This window comes from Streptomyces sp. NPDC001980, from assembly GCF_040296885.1.
Classification (GTDB): Bacteria; Actinomycetota; Actinomycetes; order Streptomycetales; family Streptomycetaceae; genus Streptomyces.
Genome location: NZ_JBEOYD010000007.1, coordinates 1 through 15,719 on the forward strand (window position 1 = coordinate 1; position 15,719 = coordinate 15,719).

Sequence of the window (15,719 nt, forward strand, 5' to 3'; positions counted from 1 at the left end):
GGCGAGATGCTTGACCAGCCCCAGCAGATTCGTACCCGTGGGAGTCAGCGGCCGCCGAATGTCGTACTCGGACAGCCCCTCCCCGGAGTTGAGGCTCAGTTGGCGGTCAGGCGGGCGATCGCCTCGTCCACCGTGAGCTCCTCGCGCTCGCCCGTCTTGCGGTCCTTGAGCTCCAGGACGCCCTCGCCCGAGCGGCGGCCCGCGACCAGGATCTGCGGCACACCGATCAGTTCGGCGTCCGTGAACTTCACGCCCGGGGAGACCCCGGCCCGGTCGTCGACCAGGACGCGCAGCCCGGCCGCCCGAAGCTTCTCCGAGACGTCCAGGGCGAGTTCGGTCTGCAGGGCCTTGCCGGCCGCGACGACGTGCACGTCGGCCGGGGCGACCTCGCGCGACCAGACCAGGCCGTGCTCGTCGGCGGTCTGCTCGGCGAGGGCGGCGACGGCGCGGGAGACGCCGATGCCGTAGGAGCCCATGGTCACGCGGACCGGCTTGCCGTTCTGGCCGAGGACGTCGAGCTTGAGGGCGTTGGTGTACTTCTGGCCCAGCTGGAAGATGTGGCCGATCTCGATGGCGCGGTCCAGCTTGAGGCCGGTGCCGCACTTCGGGCAGGGGTCGCCCTCCAGCACGACGACGACATCGACGTACTCGTCGACCTCGAAGTCACGGCCGGACACCACGTTCTTGGCGTGCGTGCCCGCCTTGTTGGCGCCGGTGATCCAGGAGGTGCCCGGGGCCACCCGCGGGTCGGCGATGTACTTGACCTTCTCGCCGAGGCCCTGCGGGCCGACGTAGCCGCGGACCAGGTCGGGACGGCCGGCGAAGTCGGACTCGTTGACCAGCTCGACGGAGGCCGGGGCGAAGTGCTCCTCGACCTTGCCCATGTCGACCTCGCGGTCGCCCGGCACGCCGACGGCCACGATCTCGCCGTCGACCTTCACCAGCAGGTTCTTCAGGGTGGCGGAGGCCGGGACGCCGAGGTGGGCGGCGAGGGTCTCGATGGTCGGGGTGTCCGGGGTCGGGATCTCCTCGAGAGCGGGCACGCCGGACGCGTCCACCGGCTTCAGCGTGTAAGAGATCGCCTCGGTGTTGGCCGCGAAGTCGCAGTTCGGGCAGTCGGCGAAGGTGTCCTCGCCGGCCTCGGCCGGGGCCAGGAACTCCTCCGACTTCGAGCCGCCCATGGCGCCGGCGGTGGCGGCGACGATGCGGTAGTCGAGGCCGAGGCGCTCGAAGATCCGCTGGTATGCCGCGCGGTGCAGGGCGTACGACTTGGCGAGGCCGTCCTCGTCCAGGTCGAAGGAGTAGGAGTCCTTCATGAGGAACTCACGGCCGCGCAGGATGCCGGCGCGCGGGCGGGCCTCGTCCCGGTACTTGTTCTGGATCTGGTAGAGGATGACCGGCAGGTCCTTGTACGAGGACGCCTGGTCCTTCACCAGCAGGGTGAAGATCTCCTCGTGGGTCGGGCCGAGGAGGTAGTCGCCGCCCTTGCGGTCCTGGAGGCGGAACAGCTCGGCGCCGTACTCCTCCCAGCGGCCGGTCGCCTCGTACGGCTCCCGGGGCAGGAGGGCCGGGAGCAGCACCTCCTGGGCGCCGATCGCGTCCATCTCCTCGCGGACGACCCGCTCGATGTTGGAGAGCACCTTCAGGCCGAGCGGCAGCCAGGACCAGATTCCGGCAGCGGTGCGGCGGACGTAGCCGGCGCGGACGAGGAGCTTGTGGCTGAGGACCTCGGCGTCCGCCGGGTCGTCACGCAGCGTCTTCGCCATCAACTGGGACATGCGTTGGACCGGTGCGTTCGCCATGGTTCTCGTACTCCTGCCGGAAAAGGGTGATGGCTAGGAGGTTAGCCGGGCACGCTGTGCCGGTGGAAATCGGTTAGCGACGACGGGCTACTTGCGGCGGAGCGGCAGGGGCGCGCCCATCACGGCGTACGGCTTCGGGGCGCTGGGGAAATGCACCTGGCGGGCGAGGTCGACGTAGCCGAGGGAGTGGTAGAGGCCGCGGGCCGGGCTGTCGGTGTCGATCGCGGAGAGGATCGAGCGGGGCTCGGCGGCGCCGTCGGTGATGAGCGAGATCAGGCGGCGGCCGATGCCGCGGTTCTGGTGGTGGGGGTGCACGTGCAGCTCGGTGATCACGAAGGAGTCGTCGAGCCAGTCGGCGTTGCCCTGGGCGCGGAGGTAGGGCTCCACGACGGTGGACCACCAGTGGGTGCGGGAGTTCGGCATGCCGTAGACGAACCCGACGAGCAGGCCGTCGGCCGTGGCGCCGAGGGCCCTGGCGCCGGCGTACTGCATGTGGCGGAGGACGATCTGGCGGCGGACCGCAACCTCGTCGGGGCCGAGGCCGAATGCGATGGCCTGGACTGCGAGGGCCTCGTCCACGTGGGCGGGGAGGTCCAGGGGGCCGATCACGAGGTCCATGTGGGGAGCGTACAGGGGGCGGAGCGTTGTCGTCCGAGTGCGGGTGGGTTGTGGTTGCTCGCGCAGTTCCTCCCCCAGCCTTCGGCCGGGGGTACCCCCAGCGCCCCTATCGGGGCGCTGCCCTCACGCCCATGGGAGAAGAACCGTCAGAACAGCACACTCATGAAGGCTCCGACCTCCTGGAAGCCCACCCTCAGATAGGTTCTTCGCGCCGCGGTGTTGAAGTCGTTGACGTAGAGGCTCACCACGGGAGCGACGTCGGCGAGGGCGTACCGCAGGACCGCTGCCATGCCGGGGGCCGCCAGGCCCATGCCGCGGTACTCGGGGGCGACCCACACGCCCTGGATCTGGCAGGCCCGGGCCGTGGCCGCGCCGATCTCCGCCTTGAAGACGACCTTGCCGTTGTCGTCGAGCCGGGCGAACGAGCGTCCGGAGCCGACGAGTTCGGCGACCCTCGCCTGGTAGAGGAGGCCGCCGTCGCCGGCCAGTGGGGAGACGCCCACCTCCTCCGTGAACATCGCCACGCACGCAGGCATGATCGCCTCCATCTCGTCCTTGCGGATGCGGCGGACGTACGGATCCGGGGCGATGTCTGCGGGCATGCCGTCGGTGACCATCAGGGGTTGGTGGCCGCGGACCTCGCGGGCCGGGCCCCAGTGCGGTTCCAGGAGGCGCCACAGCTGGGCGGTGGCCTCGGCGGGGCCGACGATCGAGGAGCAGCGACGGCCGGCCCGGCGGGCCCGGTCGGCGAAGGCGCGGACGGCGCGCGGAGTGGCGCAGATCGGGACCAGGTTGGCGCCGGCGTAGCAGAGGGACGTGAGCATGCCGTCCTCGTACCAGCCCCACATCTCGCCGCCGAGGCGCCAGGGGTCGAGGCCGGCCACCTGGACACGTGAGGTCACGAAGGCGTTCGTGACCGGCTCGCGGTCGAGTACGGCGAGCGCGGCGTCCAGGTCACTCGGTTCGAGCACCCGTGAGGTGGTCTGCGTCAACACGTGCGGGGCCTCACGCTGAGGGGTTCTGCTGATCTCCGCACTGTACCTGCGGAAGCTTGGCCGTGCCGCCCCGTGTGCTGTGAAGTGGCCGTCGCCTGGGGTCCCGTCCCTGGGAGCTGCCGCCCCAGAGCCCCGCGTCGGCCTCCGGCCTCGTCCTCGAACGCCCGAGGGCGGGAAGAAGGTGCCTCAGCCCCCGCCGGCGTGAAGGCAGTCCAGCCCTTCCGGCGTGAAGGCAGTCCAGCCCCGCCGGCGTTTGAGGAGCGGGGTCCAGGGGCGGAGCCCCTGGACGGGGTCGCAGGGGCGGGGCCCCTTCGGGACGGGACGGGTAGGGGCGGCGGGGGCGAGGAAATCCCGCCGTCGCCCGAAGGCGGTCTCAGCCCGCCACCGACACCGACGGCTCGCCCGACTCCGTGCCCTCCGCCTCCATCTGCTCGGCCAGCTTCATGGCCTCCTCGATGAGGGTCTCCACGATCTTCGACTCGGGGACCGTCTTGATGACCTCGCCCTTGACGAAGATCTGGCCCTTGCCGTTGCCGGAGGCGACGCCGAGGTCGGCCTCGCGGGCCTCGCCGGGGCCGTTCACCACGCAGCCCATGACGGCGACGCGGAGCGGGACCTCCATGCCGGTGAGGCCCGCGGTGACCTCTTCGGCGAGCTTGTAGACGTCGACCTGGGCCCGGCCGCAGGACGGGCAGGAGACGATCTCCAGGCCGCGCTGCTTGAGGTTGAGGGACTCCAGGATCTGGTTGCCGACCTTGACCTCCTCGACGGGAGGCGCGGAGAGGGAGACGCGGATCGTGTCGCCGATGCCCTGGGAGAGGAGCGCGCCGAAGGCGACGGCCGACTTGATGGTGCCCTGGAACGCCGGGCCGGCCTCGGTGACGCCGAGGTGGAGCGGGTAGTCGCACTGGGCGGCGAGCTGCCGGTACGCCTCGATCATCACGACCGGGTCGTTGTGCTTGACGGAGATCTTGATGTCCCGGAAGTCGTGCTCCTCGAAGAGGGACGCCTCCCACAGCGCCGACTCGACCAGGGCCTCGGGGGTCGCCTTGCCGTACTTCTGGAGCAGCCGGCGGTCCAGGGAACCGGCGTTGACGCCGATGCGGATCGGGGTGCCGTGGTCCTTGGCGGCCGCCGCGATCTCCTTGACCTTGTCGTCGAACTGCTTGATGTTGCCGGGGTTGACGCGGACGGCGGCGCAGCCGGCCTCGATCGCGGCGAAGACGTACTTCGGCTGGAAGTGGATGTCCGCGATGACCGGGATCTGGGACTTCTTGGCGATGGTCGCCAGGGCGTCCGCGTCGTCCTGCGTCGGGCACGCCACGCGCACGATCTGGCAGCCGGACGCCGTCAGCTCGGCGATCTGCTGGAGGGTGGCGCCGATGTCGGACGTACGGGTCGTGGTCATCGACTGGACCGAGACCGGGGCGTCTCCGCCGACCGCCACGGAGCCGACCTGGATCTGCCGGCTCTTCCGGCGCTCGGCGAGCTTGGTCGGAACGGACGGCATGCCGAGAGAAATCGCAGTCATCTGCTGTGCAACCCCAAGTCGTGGATCTAGGTCCAGGTCCCGTCGTGAGCGGGTTCCAGGCTTCGAGATTACGGCACCGGCACAGGAGCGAGCACATCCCCCACCTGTAAACCCACTCAATGGAAGCGGCCCGGAACTCAGTGTTCCGGGCCGCTTCGAACGCCGTGTGGCTAGGAGATTTTCACGGGGTTAACCACGTCGGCGATCAGGACGAGGACGGTGAAGCAGATGAAGACCCCGGCCACCACATAAGCCACCGGCATCAGCTTCGCCACGTCGAACGGACCCGGGTCCGGGCGGCGCAGCACCTTTGCCAGGTTGCGGCGCAGCGACTCCCACAGGGCGCCCGCGATGTGGCCGCCGTCCAGCGGCAGCAGCGGGAGCATGTTGAAGAGGAACAGGGAGAGGTTGAAGCCGGCCACGAGCATCAGGGCCATCGCCAGCTGCTCCGTCGGCGGGATGTCCAGGGTGAAGATCTCGCCGCCGACGCGGGCCGCGCCGACCACGCCCATCGGGGAGTCCGCCTGGCGCGGGGCGCCGTCGAAGGCCGCGTCCCACAGGGCCGGGATCTTGCCGGGCAGGCTCACGATCGAGTCGACGGCCTCGCCGACGCGGTCGCCCATCCAGGTCAGGGAGTCGCCGAAGTCCTGGCGGACGATGCCGGTGGCGGCGCTGAAGCCGAGGAAGCCGGCGGTGACGTACTGGCCCTGGACGATCTGGCCGCTGGAGTCCTTCTTGGCGACCTGGTTGGTGGCGATCTTCGCGTGCAGGGTGACGTCCTGGCCCTTGCGGTCGACGACGATCGCGACCTCCTTGCCGGGGGTGGACCGGATCAGGTCGGAGAGCTGGTTCCAGCTGTCCGTCCGGACGCCGTTGAAGGAGACGATCTTGTCGCCGGCCTTCAGGCCCGCGGCGGCGGCCGGGGAGGCGGCGTCGGTGTTCTTGCAGGTGTCGCGGTTCTCGCTCTGCGCGATCACGCACTGGGAGACCGAGCTGACCGTGGTGGTCTGCTGGCTGATGCCGAAGCCCATCAGGACGGTGAGGAAGAGTGCCACCGCGAGGATGAGGTTCATGAAGGGGCCCGCGAACATCACGATCACGCGCTTCCAGGGGGCGCGCGTGTAGAAGAGGCGGGTCTCGTCGCCGGGCTGGAGTTCCTCGAAGGCTGCCGAGCGGGCGTCCTCGATCATGCTGCGCCAGGGTGAGGTGGAGCGGGCGGTGACCCGGCCGTCGGCGCCCGGCGGGAACATGCCGATCATGCGAATGTAGCCGCCCAGCGGGACGGCCTTGATGCCGTACTCCGTGTCGCCCTTGCGGCGCGACCAGATGGTCGGGCCGAAGCCGACCATGTACTGCGGGACGCGGATGCCGAAGAGCTTGGCGGTGGAGAGATGCCCCAGCTCGTGCCAGGCGATCGAGACCAGCAGGCCGATCACGAAGACGACTATGCCGAGGATCATCATCAGGGCTGTCATGCACGCGCCTCCGCGGTCGCCTTCTGCGCTGTCAGTTCCCGGGCCCGGATCCGTGCCCAGGTCTCCGCTTCGAGTACGTCCGGCACGGTGAGCGAAGTTCCCGTACGGGGGATGCCGTGTTCCTCGACCACCCGGGTCACGGTCTCCATGATGCCGTTGAAGGGCAGCAGACCGGACCGGAAGGCCTCGACGCACTCCTCGTTGGCCGCATTGAACACCGCCGGCGCGGTGCCCGCGAGCTCACCGACGTGCCGGGCCAGGTTCACGGACGGGAAGGCCTCATTGTCCAGCGGGAAGAACTCCCAGGTGGAGGCCTTGCTCCAGTCGAAGGCGGGCGCCGCGTCCGGGACCCGTTCGGGCCAGCCGAGACCGACGGCGATCGGCCCCCGCATGTCGGGGGGCGTCGCCTGCGCGATCGTGGATCCGTCCGTGAACTCGACCATCGAGTGGACATACGACTGCGGATGCACGACCACCTCAATGCGGTCGAAGGGAATGTCGTAGAGGAGGTGCGCCTCGATGACTTCCAGCCCCTTGTTGACCAGGGTCGCGGAGTTGATCGTGATGACCGGTCCCATCGCCCAGGTGGGGTGGGCGAGCGCGTCCTCGACGGTGACGTGTGCCAGGTCGGCCTTGGTACGGCCGCGGAAGGGCCCGCCGGACGCCGTGACGACCAGCTTGCGGACGTCGGCCCGGGTCCCCGCCGCCAGCGACTGGAAGAGCGCCGCGTGCTCGGAGTCGACCGGGATGATCTGGCCGGGCTTGGCGAGCGCCTTGACCAGCGGGCCGCCGACGATCAGCGACTCCTTGTTGGCGAGCGCGAGGGTGCGGCCCGCCTCCAGGGCGGCGAGGGTGGGCGCGAGGCCGATGGAGCCGGTGATGCCGTTGAGCACGGTGTGGCAGTCGGAGGCGGCGACGTGCGTGGCCGCGTCGGGTCCGGCGAGGAGCTCGGGGAGCGGTTCGCCGGGGCCGTAGAGCGCGGCGAGTGCCTCGCGCAGGTCCGGTACGACGTCCTCGCGGGCGACCGCGACGGTGCGCACCCGCAGCCGGTGCGCCTGCTCGGCGAGGAGGGCGATCCGGCCGCCGTGGGCGGACAGCGCGGTGACCCGGAAGCGGTCGGGGTTGCGCAGGACGAGGTCGATGGCCTGGGTGCCGATCGATCCGGTGGAGCCGAGGATCACCACGTCCTTCGGGCCGTCGCCCACGAGCGGGTCGTACACGAGGTGCGGGTCGGCGAGGGGTGCCGGACTGGCGGGACTGTCGGTCATCCCCCCATTGTGGCGGCAACGGGTGACAGGGAGGACAGGGCGTCCCCTCATGGGCGGCGCGGTACTCTATATACGCAAGACTCGGCTTGATATACGGGGAGTGTCGCCATGGCCAAGACTTTGATCGACATCGACGAGGAACTGCTGGCGCAGGCGGCCATAGCGTTCGGGACCAAGACGAAGAAGGACACCGTGACCGCGGCCCTGAAAGAAGGCGTCGAACGTAAGAAGCGTGCCCTCGCGCTGGCCCGGCTGGCCGCGCAGGCCGACGCGGGTGACTTCGACATCCTCCTGGACAAGGCGAACTATCGACGATGACCACGGCCAAATACCTCATCGACACAAGCGCCCTCGTCCGGGTCCTCAGGCAGCCTGCCCTCGCCCACTGGGAGAGCCCCCTCGCAGAGGGACTCGTCGCCCGATGCCCGGTGACCGAGATCGAGTTCCTCTACAGCGCCAGGAACGCCGAGAACCGCGTGCAGATGGTCGAGGACTTGGACGCCCTGTTCTGCTGGACACCCCTGGACGACCGCGCGCTGACGCGGGCATGGCGCGTCCAGGAGGAGCTGACCGCCAAGGGCCGGCACCGCTCGGCGGGGACGGTCGACCTCCTCGTCGCCGCCACCGCCGAGATACAGGGCCTCACCGTGCTGCACTACGACAACGACTTCGAGACCATCGCGTCGGTCACCGGCCAGCCCACTCAGTGGCTCATGCCACCGGGCAGCCTGTAGCAGCGGCCGTCCTCACCCGAACGGGCGGCGGACGTTCTCCCGCTGGGACGGCCCGGGGGTCGCGTCGGCGATCCACGGGCCCTCGCCCGACGGGTCGACGATCCCCTGCTCCAGCCATTCGAAGGAGCCGCCGAGCACGCCCTTGACGACCTTGCGGTCCAGGTCGTCGGTGTTCGACCAGAGGCGGGTGAACAGCTCGTCGACGCGGATGCGGGACTGCCTGCAGAACGCGTCGGCGAGCAGGTAGGCCTCGCGGCCGTGGTCGCCCTGGCGGCGCAGCAGTTCGGCGCGGACGCAGGCCGCGCTCATCGCGAACAGCTCGGCGCCGATGTCCACGACCCGGCCCAGGAAGCCCTGCTTGGTCTCCATCCGGCCCTGCCAGCGGGACATGGCGTAGAAGGTGGAGCGGGCCAGCTTGCGGGCGTGCCGCTCCACGTAGCGCAGGTGCGGGGCGAGGTCCACGCCGTGCTTGAAGTCGCCGTACGACGTGGGGAGCTGGCCCGGACCCGCGACCAGCTTCGGCAGCCACTTGGCGTAGAAGACGCCCGCGTTCGCGCCCGCCTTCGCCTTGTCCTGGAGGGACTTGTCGGGGTCGATGAGGTCGCCGGCGACCGAGAGGTGGGCGTCGACGGCCTCGCGGGCGATCAGCAGGTGCATGATCTCCGTGGAGCCCTCGAAGATGCGGTTGATACGCAGGTCGCGCAGGAGCTGCTCGGCGGGGACGGCGCGTTCGCCGCGGGCCGCCAGCGACTCCGCCGTCTCGAAGCCGCGGCCGCCGCGGATCTGGATCAGCTCGTCCGCCATCAGGCAGGCCATCTCGGAGCCGTAGAGCTTGGCGAGGGCGGCCTCGATGCGGATGTCGTTGCGGTTCTCGTCGGCCATCTGGGAGGACAGGTCGACGACCGCCTCCAGGGCGAAGGTGGTCGCCGCGATGAAGCTGATCTTGGAGCCGACCGCCTCGTGCAGCGCGACCGGCTTGCCCCACTGCTCGCGGACCGCCGACCACTCGCGGGCGATCTTCAGGCACCACTTGCCGGCGCCCACGCACATCGCGGGGAGCGAGAGCCGCCCGGTGTTGAGCGTGGTGAGGGCGATCTTGAGGCCCGCGCCCTCGGCGCCGATGCGGTTGGCGGCCGGGACCCGGACCTGGTGGAAGCGGGTGACGCCGTTCTCGATGCCGCGCAGACCCATGAAGGCGTTGCGGTTCTCGACGGTGATGCCGGGTGAGTCGGCCTCGACGACGAAGGCCGTGATGCCGCCCTTGCTGTCCTCCGTCCTGGGGACACGCGCCATGACGACCAGGAGGTCGGCGACCACGCCGTTGGTGGTCCACAGCTTCACCCCGTCGAGGACATAGTCGTCCCCGTCCGGTACGGCGGTGGTGGCGAGGCGCGCCGGGTCCGAGCCGACGTCCGGCTCGGTGAGCAGGAACGCCGAGATGTCGGTGCGGGCGCAGCGCGGCAGGAAGGCGTCCTTCTGCTCCTGGGTGCCGAAGATCTTCAGCGGCTGCGGCACGCCGATCGACTGGTGGGCGGAGAGCAGCGCGCCGACCGCCGGGTTCGCGGAGCCGACCAGGGAGAGGGCCCGGTTGTAGTAGACCTGGGTGAGGCCGAGGCCGCCGTACTTGGTGTCGATCTTCATGCCGAGGGCGCCGAGCTCCTTGAGGCCGGCGATCACCTCGTCCGGGATGCGCGCCTCGCGCTCGATGAGCGCCGAGTCGATCTTCGTCTCGCAGAACTCGTGCAGCCGCGCCAGGAACTCCTCGCCGCGCTGCACGTCGTCGTCCGCCGGGAGCGGATGCGGGTGGATGAGGTCGAGCCGGAAGCGCCCGAGGAACAGTTCCTTGGCGAAACTGGGCTTGCGCCAGTCCTGTTCCCGGGCGGCCTCCGCCACCTGGCGGGCCTCCCGCTCAGTGACGGTGGGTTTCTTGGTGGTGGGGGCGGACATTGAGGCTCACCTCGCCACGAAAGGGGTTGTTGAGGACCGTTCGTTACCGACCAGTGCTACTGGATCGTTGGTACCCGAAACGGGCCGTACCTACCAGCCCTCGCGGTCCGATCGGCTGACGGGCCGACCGCCCCGACGCGTTTCTCAGCCGATGTCGACGGAGTACGACGTGGTGTCCAGCCGACCCGAGCACTTGAAGACCTCGGTACCCGACTCGATGCCGGAGAGGTACTTGTCGTTGCTCAGCAGCTTGCGGCGGACCAGGGCCTGGGTGAAGTCGTCGATTTGGTCACCGGATGCGGTGATGAGCCGCCGCACGAGTGGGCCGACGCGCTAGCGTCACTTTGTCAGTCCGCCAGCCCTTGAAGGCACGAACCGGCGAACGCCGGGGACACAGTTGTACGTGGCGTCGACCGGATTGGCGTCATCGGGTGCTGCCGCCGAGCGACGGGTTCAGCCGGGCGCGGCCGAGAAGGTGGCGTAATACTTGCCGAGCGCGGCGCTGGCCGCGCTCGGCTTGCCGCACTCGCCGGCCTGCGCCACGGTGACGCCCGCGGCGGCGGTGAGCGCGACCGAGGCGGCGAGCAGCGTCTTGGACAGGCGCGGTCTGCGGTGTTGCATCGAGGGGTCCTTCCGGGGGACGGTTCGGGTACGACCCGTCGGACGGCCGTACGACCTCTCTGTGGCCGCCGCCCCCTGGAAAGGTTGCCGATATCGCCTCGGCAATTCGTTGTCGAAGCGCTTCGACAACCTATGGACACCCACCCGCACTGAGGCTACTGTCGAACCACCCTCACTCGCCACCTGTCAGCAATGCGCACTGTCGAAGCGCTTCACAAAGCTTGGAGAGCTGGATGGTCACCCTCGCCGAGGTCGCCCAGCACGCCGGAGTCTCGGCGAGCACGGTGAGCTATGTCCTCAGCGGCAAGCGGTCCATCTCCGCCATCACCCGGCAGCGGGTCGAGCAGAGCATCCGGGAGCTGGGCTACCACCCGAACGCGGGCGCCCGCGCCCTGGCCAGCAGCCGGTCGAACATCATCGCGCTGATGATCCCGCTCCGTACCGACATGTACGTGCCGGTGATGATGGAGATCGCGATCGCGGTGGCCACCACGGCCCGCGCGCACGGCTACGACGTCCTGCTGCTCACCGGCGAGGAGGGTCCGGACGCGGTGCGCCGGGTCACCGGCAGCGGGCTGGCCGACGCCATGATCCTGATGGACGTGGAGCTGGAGGACGAGCGGCTGCCGCTGCTGCGGCAGACCGACCAGCCCTCCGTGCTCATCGGTCTGCCGGCCTCCACCTCCGGGCTGACCTGCGTCGATCTCGACTTCGGGGCGACCGGCGCACTGTGTGTGGAGCACCTCGCGAAGCTTGGTCACCGTGACATCGCTGTCATCGGCGAGGCCCCGGCCGTCTACGAGCGGCACACCGGCTTCGCCGAGCGCACCCTGGACGGACTCCGGTCCCGGGCCCGGGAGTTGGGCCTGAGGGTGCTGCACCGGCCGTGCGAGGGCGGGTACGACGCGATGGCCGCCACACTGGCCCGGATCTTCGACGAACGCCCGGGCACCACGGGCTTCGTCGTCCAGAACGAGTCCGCGGTGGAGCCGCTGCTCGCGCTGCTGCGCCAGCAGGGCCGGGCCGTGCCGGAGGACGTGTCCGTGGTCGCGGTCTGCCCGGACCAGGTCGCCGTCCAGGCCTCGGTGCGGCTGACCTCGGTCGCCATCCCCGCGCAGGAGATGGGCCGGTACGCCGTGGAGCACCTGGTCGCCAAGCTGGACGGCCGGGGCAGTGACGAAGTCGTGCTGATCGCACCCGAGTTGACGGTACGGGCGAGCACAGGACCGGCGCCGGCCGGGTCCTGAACCGCTCTCCCTGCTCACCGTGTCCTGCCGAGCCGGGGCACCCCCATGTCTGCACTCATTCAGGAGCGCGCACGTGAATCAGCCTGCCGAAAACCCGTCTGCCACAGTGCAGCCCAAGGTCAGCCTCGCGCAGTCCTCCCCCACCGTCGGCACGTTCCGGGAGCGGGACGGCGCCCTGGAGTGGAGCGGCCGTCAGGAGACACTGCGGATCGAGCCCTGGGGGCCGGACGCGGTCCGGGTACGGGCCCGGCTCGGCGGGCCGATCCTCGAAGGGCTGCCGGGCGCCCTGCTCGACGAGCCCCCGGCCACCGGATCGACCGTCAAGATCGCTGACGAAGAAGGACAGTTGACGGTTGGTCAGCTCACCGTCGAGGTGTCCGCAGAGGGCCTGGTCCGCTTCCTGCGCACCGACGACGGCTCGGAGGTGCTGGCCGAGGAGCGCGCCCACTTCTGGTGGCCCGGCTCCCGCCTCTACACCGCGGTCGGCAACGGCCACCACCGTCTGGAGCAGCGGTTCGCCGCCTACGAGGGCGAGAAGCTGTTCGGCCTGGGCCAGCACCAGCACGGGCGCCTGGACCAGAAGGGCCTGGTTGTGGACCTGGTCCAGCGCAACGCGGAGGTCTCGATCCCGGTCCTGGTCTCCAGCCGCGGCTACACCCTGCTCTGGAACAACCCGGCGATCGGCCGCGTCGAGCTGGCCGGCAACGGCACCCGCTGGGTGGCCGACTCCGCCCGCCAGCTCGACTACTGGATCACCGTCGGCACCCCGGCCGACGGGCAGCGCAACTACAGTGCGGTGAGCGGCCGTTCACCGATGCTGCCGGAGTGGGCGGCGGGCTTCTGGCAGTGCAAGCTGCGCTACCGCACCCAGGACGAACTCCTCGCCGTGGCCCGGGAGTACAAGCGCCGCGGCCTGCCCGTCTCGGCGATCGTCTGCGACTTCTTCCACTGGACCCACCTCGGCGACTGGAAGTTCGACCTCAAGGAGTGGCCGGACCCGGCCGGGATGGTCCGCGAACTCGACGAGCTCGGCATCAGGCTGGTGGTGAGCGTCTGGCCGTCGGTGTCCCCGCTGAGCGAGAACCACCCGGTGATGGAGCAGCGCGGCTACTTCATCGGCACCCAGTACGGCCCGACGGCCCACGCCGACTGGCCGGACAAGGAGGTGGCGTCGACCGTCCAGGTCGCCTTCTACGACGCCACCAACCCGGACGCCCGGGACTTCGTGTGGTCGAGGGTCAAGGAGAACTACCTGGACCCGTACGGCATCACGGCGTTCTGGCTGGACGCCTGCGAGCCCGAGCTGAAGCCGGGCTTCCAGGAGAACCTGCGCTACTGGACGGGCCCAGGACTGGAGGTCGGCAACAGCTATCCGGCCGAGAACTCCCGGACGTTCTACGAGGGCCTGCGGGCCGAGGGCGAGGAGGTCGTCACCCTCAACCGCTCGGCGTGGGCGGGCAGTCAGCGGTACGGGGCGGCGCTGTGGTCCGGCGACATCGGCACCGACTTCGCGACCCTGCGCCACCAGATCGCGGCCGGCCTCAACACGGCCCTCTCCGGCATCCCCTGGTGGAACACCGACATCGGCGGCTTCCACGGCGGCGACCCGGACGACCCGGCCTACCGCGAGGTGATGGTCCGCTGGTTCCAGTTCGGCGCGCTCTCCCCGCTGATGCGCCTGCACGGCTTCCGCGACCCGGGCATGCCGCTGGGCCCCGACATGACCGGCGGCCCGAACGAGGTGTGGTCGTACGGCGCGGAGGCCGGCGCGATCCTGGAGAAGTACCTGCGGCTGCGCGAGCGCCTGAAGCCGTATGTCCTCCGGGTCATGCGGGAGGCCCACGAGGAGGGCCTGCCGGTGCTGCGGCCGCTGTTCCTGGAGTTCCCCGAGGACCAGGCGGCCTGGACGGTCGACGACGCGTACCTCTTCGGCCGTGACCTCCTGGTGGCGCCGGTGCTGACGGCGGGCGCCACGGTCCGGACGACGTATCTGCCGGCGGGAGCCCGGTGGACGGACGCGTGGACGGGTGAGTCGTACGAGGGCGGCGCGGCGGTGACGGTGGACGCGCCGCTGGACCGCATCCCGCTGTTCCTGCGGGACGGGGCGGAACTACCGGTCGCGGAATAGTCCGGCCGGATTGCGACGCCTCCCGTTACCGGCCGGTAAATGTCTCAACTCGGCAGTGTGGTCAGGCAGTTGGAGGGGGTAGTCAGTATCCCCTTCCCTGTCCCCCCACGAAGGGTCCCGCTGCCGTGCCCTCAGGTCCGTTCCCCCTCGCGCTCGCCAACCTGCTCCTCAGACCCGGCTTCCGCGCCCGCCGCACGCCGGACCGGGCCTTCGACCGGCTGCTCGACGCGGCCGGGCCGACGGAGGACGACGAGCGCTTCACCGACGGCTTCCGTCACCTGCTCCGATGTTGGGCGGGAGCCGAACATCTCACCCCGGTCGGCTGGCTGTCCGCACGCGGCCACGTCGGCCGGCATCTCGCCAACCGGGCCCGGATCCGCCGGCTGCTCGCCGAGCATCCCGAGATCGAGCGGGAGCCCGTCGAGCGACCGGTGTTCGTGGTGGGCCTGCCGCGCACCGCCACCACGCTCACCCACGGCATCCTGTCCCTCTCCGCGGACCACCGCTGCCCACTGCTCTGGGAGCTGCTCACCCCCGACCTGGAACTCCCGCCGGAGGAACGGGAGAAGGCGATCACGACCGCCCGCCGCCTGGTCGGCGGCATCAACCTCTTCTCCCCGCGGTTCCGGCACATCCACAACCTGCGCCCCGAGGGCCCGGAGGAGTGCACGTTCGCGCTGCCGCACACGGTGATGCCGCTGTCCCAGGCGGTGATCCCGGAGTACCTGCCCTGGCACGAGAGCCATGACTTCGGCGCCGACTACCGCTACCTCAAGCAGATCTACCAGGTGCTCCAGTACGGCCGCCCGCGCCGCCGCTGGGTGCTGAAGTCGCCGCTGCACCTGGAGAACCTGGACGCGCTGCGCGCGGTCTTCCCGGACGCCACGATCGTCTGGACGCACCGCGATCCGGCCACCGCCGTGGCCTCGTTCTGCAGCCTGGTCGAGCACGGCATGGCGGTGAACACCCGCCCCCTCGACCTGGACCGGATCGGCGCCACCTGGCTGCAGCTGCTGGCCCGCTCGGCGGCCCGCGGCCTTGCGTCCCGCGCTCGCATCCCCCGCGAGTCCCTCGTCGACGTGCCGTACTCCTGGCTGGGCGCCGACCCGGCCGCGGGCGCCCCGAAGCTCTACGCGGCCGTCGGCGCCCGCTGGACCGAGGCCGACGCGGCCCGCCTCCCGGCCGTCGCCACCCGCCCCAGAGGGACCCGCGTGCACAGCTACGACCTGGCCCGCTACGGCCTGACCCGCGCGGACGTCGACACCGCCTTCGCGGACTACAACGCGCTGCGCGCCGAGGTCGACCGGGCGTGACAGAACAAGGGGCGGCCCCGCTGGTGGCGGGGCCGCCCCC

At 70.4% G+C, this 15,719-nt stretch carries 15 protein-coding genes; 5 read left to right on the forward strand and 10 right to left on the reverse strand.

What is annotated here, in order from left to right:
- From ABT137_RS12500 to dxr, 7 genes are all read right to left on the reverse strand, one after another.
- Window positions 1-99: mycothiol transferase (locus ABT137_RS12500; protein WP_351707483.1), on the reverse strand; the 99-nt coding region annotated here is incomplete at its 3' end.
- The gene (locus tag ABT137_RS12505; protein ID WP_351706681.1) at window positions 96-1,802 is read right to left on the reverse strand and encodes a proline--tRNA ligase; all 1,707 of its coding nucleotides are present in this window, start codon (window positions 1,800-1,802) and stop codon (window positions 96-98) included. The genes ABT137_RS12500 and ABT137_RS12505, both read right to left, overlap by 4 nt.
- A gap of 87 nt (window positions 1,803-1,889) precedes the next feature.
- Window positions 1,890-2,420, reverse strand: coding sequence for a GNAT family N-acetyltransferase (locus tag ABT137_RS12510; RefSeq protein WP_351706684.1), 531 nt, complete (start codon window positions 2,418-2,420; stop codon window positions 1,890-1,892).
- A 146-nt stretch (window positions 2,421-2,566) separates the two neighbouring features.
- On the reverse strand, window positions 2,567-3,415 hold the full coding sequence (locus ABT137_RS12515; protein WP_351706687.1) for a GNAT family N-acetyltransferase: 849 nt from the start codon (window positions 3,413-3,415) through the stop codon (window positions 2,567-2,569).
- Window positions 3,416-3,788: 373 nt separating this feature from the next.
- Complete coding sequence (ispG, locus tag ABT137_RS12520) at window positions 3,789-4,946, reverse strand: flavodoxin-dependent (E)-4-hydroxy-3-methylbut-2-enyl-diphosphate synthase (RefSeq protein WP_351706690.1); 1,158 nt, start codon at window positions 4,944-4,946, stop codon at window positions 3,789-3,791.
- Window positions 4,947-5,116: 170 nt separating this feature from the next.
- Complete coding sequence (locus tag ABT137_RS12525) at window positions 5,117-6,421, reverse strand: M50 family metallopeptidase (protein ID WP_502984506.1); 1,305 nt, start codon at window positions 6,419-6,421, stop codon at window positions 5,117-5,119.
- Window positions 6,418-7,689: a 1-deoxy-D-xylulose-5-phosphate reductoisomerase gene (gene dxr, locus ABT137_RS12530; RefSeq protein WP_351706693.1), complete on the reverse strand. Its 1,272-nt coding sequence runs from the start codon at window positions 7,687-7,689 to the stop codon at window positions 6,418-6,420. The genes ABT137_RS12525 and dxr overlap by 4 nt, the downstream gene beginning before the upstream one ends.
- Before the next feature lie 108 nt (window positions 7,690-7,797).
- Here dxr and ABT137_RS12535 point away from each other — a divergent pair, with 108 nt between their 5' ends.
- Entirely contained in the window at window positions 7,798-8,007 is a 210-nt protein-coding gene (locus ABT137_RS12535) for a type II toxin-antitoxin system VapB family antitoxin (RefSeq protein WP_133027381.1), read from the forward strand.
- Complete coding sequence (locus tag ABT137_RS12540) at window positions 8,004-8,423, forward strand: PIN domain nuclease (protein WP_351706696.1); 420 nt, start codon at window positions 8,004-8,006, stop codon at window positions 8,421-8,423. Before ABT137_RS12535 ends, ABT137_RS12540 begins: the two co-directional genes overlap by 4 nt.
- Window positions 8,424-8,435: 12 nt before the next feature.
- Here the strand turns inward: ABT137_RS12540 and ABT137_RS12545 are convergent, their stop codons facing one another.
- From ABT137_RS12545 to ABT137_RS12555, 3 genes are all read right to left on the reverse strand, one after another.
- Window positions 8,436-10,370: an acyl-CoA dehydrogenase family protein gene (locus ABT137_RS12545; RefSeq protein WP_351706699.1), complete on the reverse strand. Its 1,935-nt coding sequence runs from the start codon at window positions 10,368-10,370 to the stop codon at window positions 8,436-8,438.
- A gap of 144 nt (window positions 10,371-10,514) precedes the next feature.
- A complete protein-coding gene (locus ABT137_RS12550; RefSeq protein ID WP_351706702.1) occupies window positions 10,515-10,688 on the reverse strand; it encodes a hypothetical protein in 174 nt (57 codons plus the stop codon).
- A gap of 135 nt (window positions 10,689-10,823) precedes the next feature.
- The gene (locus ABT137_RS12555) at window positions 10,824-10,991 is read right to left on the reverse strand and encodes a hypothetical protein (RefSeq protein ID WP_351706705.1); all 168 of its coding nucleotides are present in this window, start codon (window positions 10,989-10,991) and stop codon (window positions 10,824-10,826) included.
- Window positions 10,992-11,224: 233 nt separating this feature from the next.
- Between ABT137_RS12555 and ABT137_RS12560 the strand changes: the two genes are divergently transcribed.
- The 3 genes from ABT137_RS12560 to ABT137_RS12570 all read left to right on the forward strand — a co-directional run bounded on the left by ABT137_RS12560 (window position 11,225) and on the right by ABT137_RS12570 (window position 15,679).
- A complete protein-coding gene (locus ABT137_RS12560) occupies window positions 11,225-12,238 on the forward strand; it encodes a LacI family DNA-binding transcriptional regulator (RefSeq protein ID WP_351706708.1) in 1,014 nt (337 codons plus the stop codon).
- Between the two features lie 73 nt (window positions 12,239-12,311).
- Window positions 12,312-14,366, forward strand: a complete 2,055-nt coding sequence (locus ABT137_RS12565; RefSeq protein ID WP_351706711.1) for a glycoside hydrolase family 31 protein — start codon at window positions 12,312-12,314, stop codon at window positions 14,364-14,366.
- 125 nt (window positions 14,367-14,491) lie between these two features.
- Window positions 14,492-15,679 carry a sulfotransferase family protein gene (locus tag ABT137_RS12570; RefSeq protein ID WP_351706714.1) on the forward strand — a complete coding sequence of 396 codons (1,188 nt, stop codon included), beginning with the start codon at window positions 14,492-14,494 and terminating at the stop codon, window positions 15,677-15,679.
- The last annotated feature ends 40 nt before the right edge of the window (window positions 15,680-15,719 follow it).

What these genes read in the sequence shown, in the direction of transcription:
- ABT137_RS12505 (WP_351706681.1), bottom strand. Translation starts at nt 1,802, where the DNA reads ATGGCGAACGCACCGGTCCAACGCATGTCCCAGTTGATGGCGAAGACG.
- ABT137_RS12510 (WP_351706684.1), bottom strand. Translation starts at nt 2,420, where the DNA reads ATGGACCTCGTGATCGGCCCCCTGGACCTCCCCGCCCACGTGGACGAG.
- ispG (WP_351706690.1), bottom strand. Translation starts at nt 4,946, where the DNA reads ATGACTGCGATTTCTCTCGGCATGCCGTCCGTTCCGACCAAGCTCGCC.
- ABT137_RS12525 (WP_502984506.1), bottom strand. Translation starts at nt 6,421, where the DNA reads ATGACAGCCCTGATGATGATCCTCGGCATAGTCGTCTTCGTGATCGGC.
- dxr (WP_351706693.1), bottom strand. Translation starts at nt 7,689, where the DNA reads ATGACCGACAGTCCCGCCAGTCCGGCACCCCTCGCCGACCCGCACCTC.
- ABT137_RS12535 (WP_133027381.1), top strand. Translation starts at nt 7,798, where the DNA reads ATGGCCAAGACTTTGATCGACATCGACGAGGAACTGCTGGCGCAGGCG.
- ABT137_RS12540 (WP_351706696.1), top strand. Translation starts at nt 8,004, where the DNA reads ATGACCACGGCCAAATACCTCATCGACACAAGCGCCCTCGTCCGGGTC.
- ABT137_RS12545 (WP_351706699.1), bottom strand. Translation starts at nt 10,370, where the DNA reads ATGTCCGCCCCCACCACCAAGAAACCCACCGTCACTGAGCGGGAGGCC.
- ABT137_RS12555 (WP_351706705.1), bottom strand. Translation starts at nt 10,991, where the DNA reads ATGCAACACCGCAGACCGCGCCTGTCCAAGACGCTGCTCGCCGCCTCG.
- ABT137_RS12560 (WP_351706708.1), top strand. Translation starts at nt 11,225, where the DNA reads ATGGTCACCCTCGCCGAGGTCGCCCAGCACGCCGGAGTCTCGGCGAGC.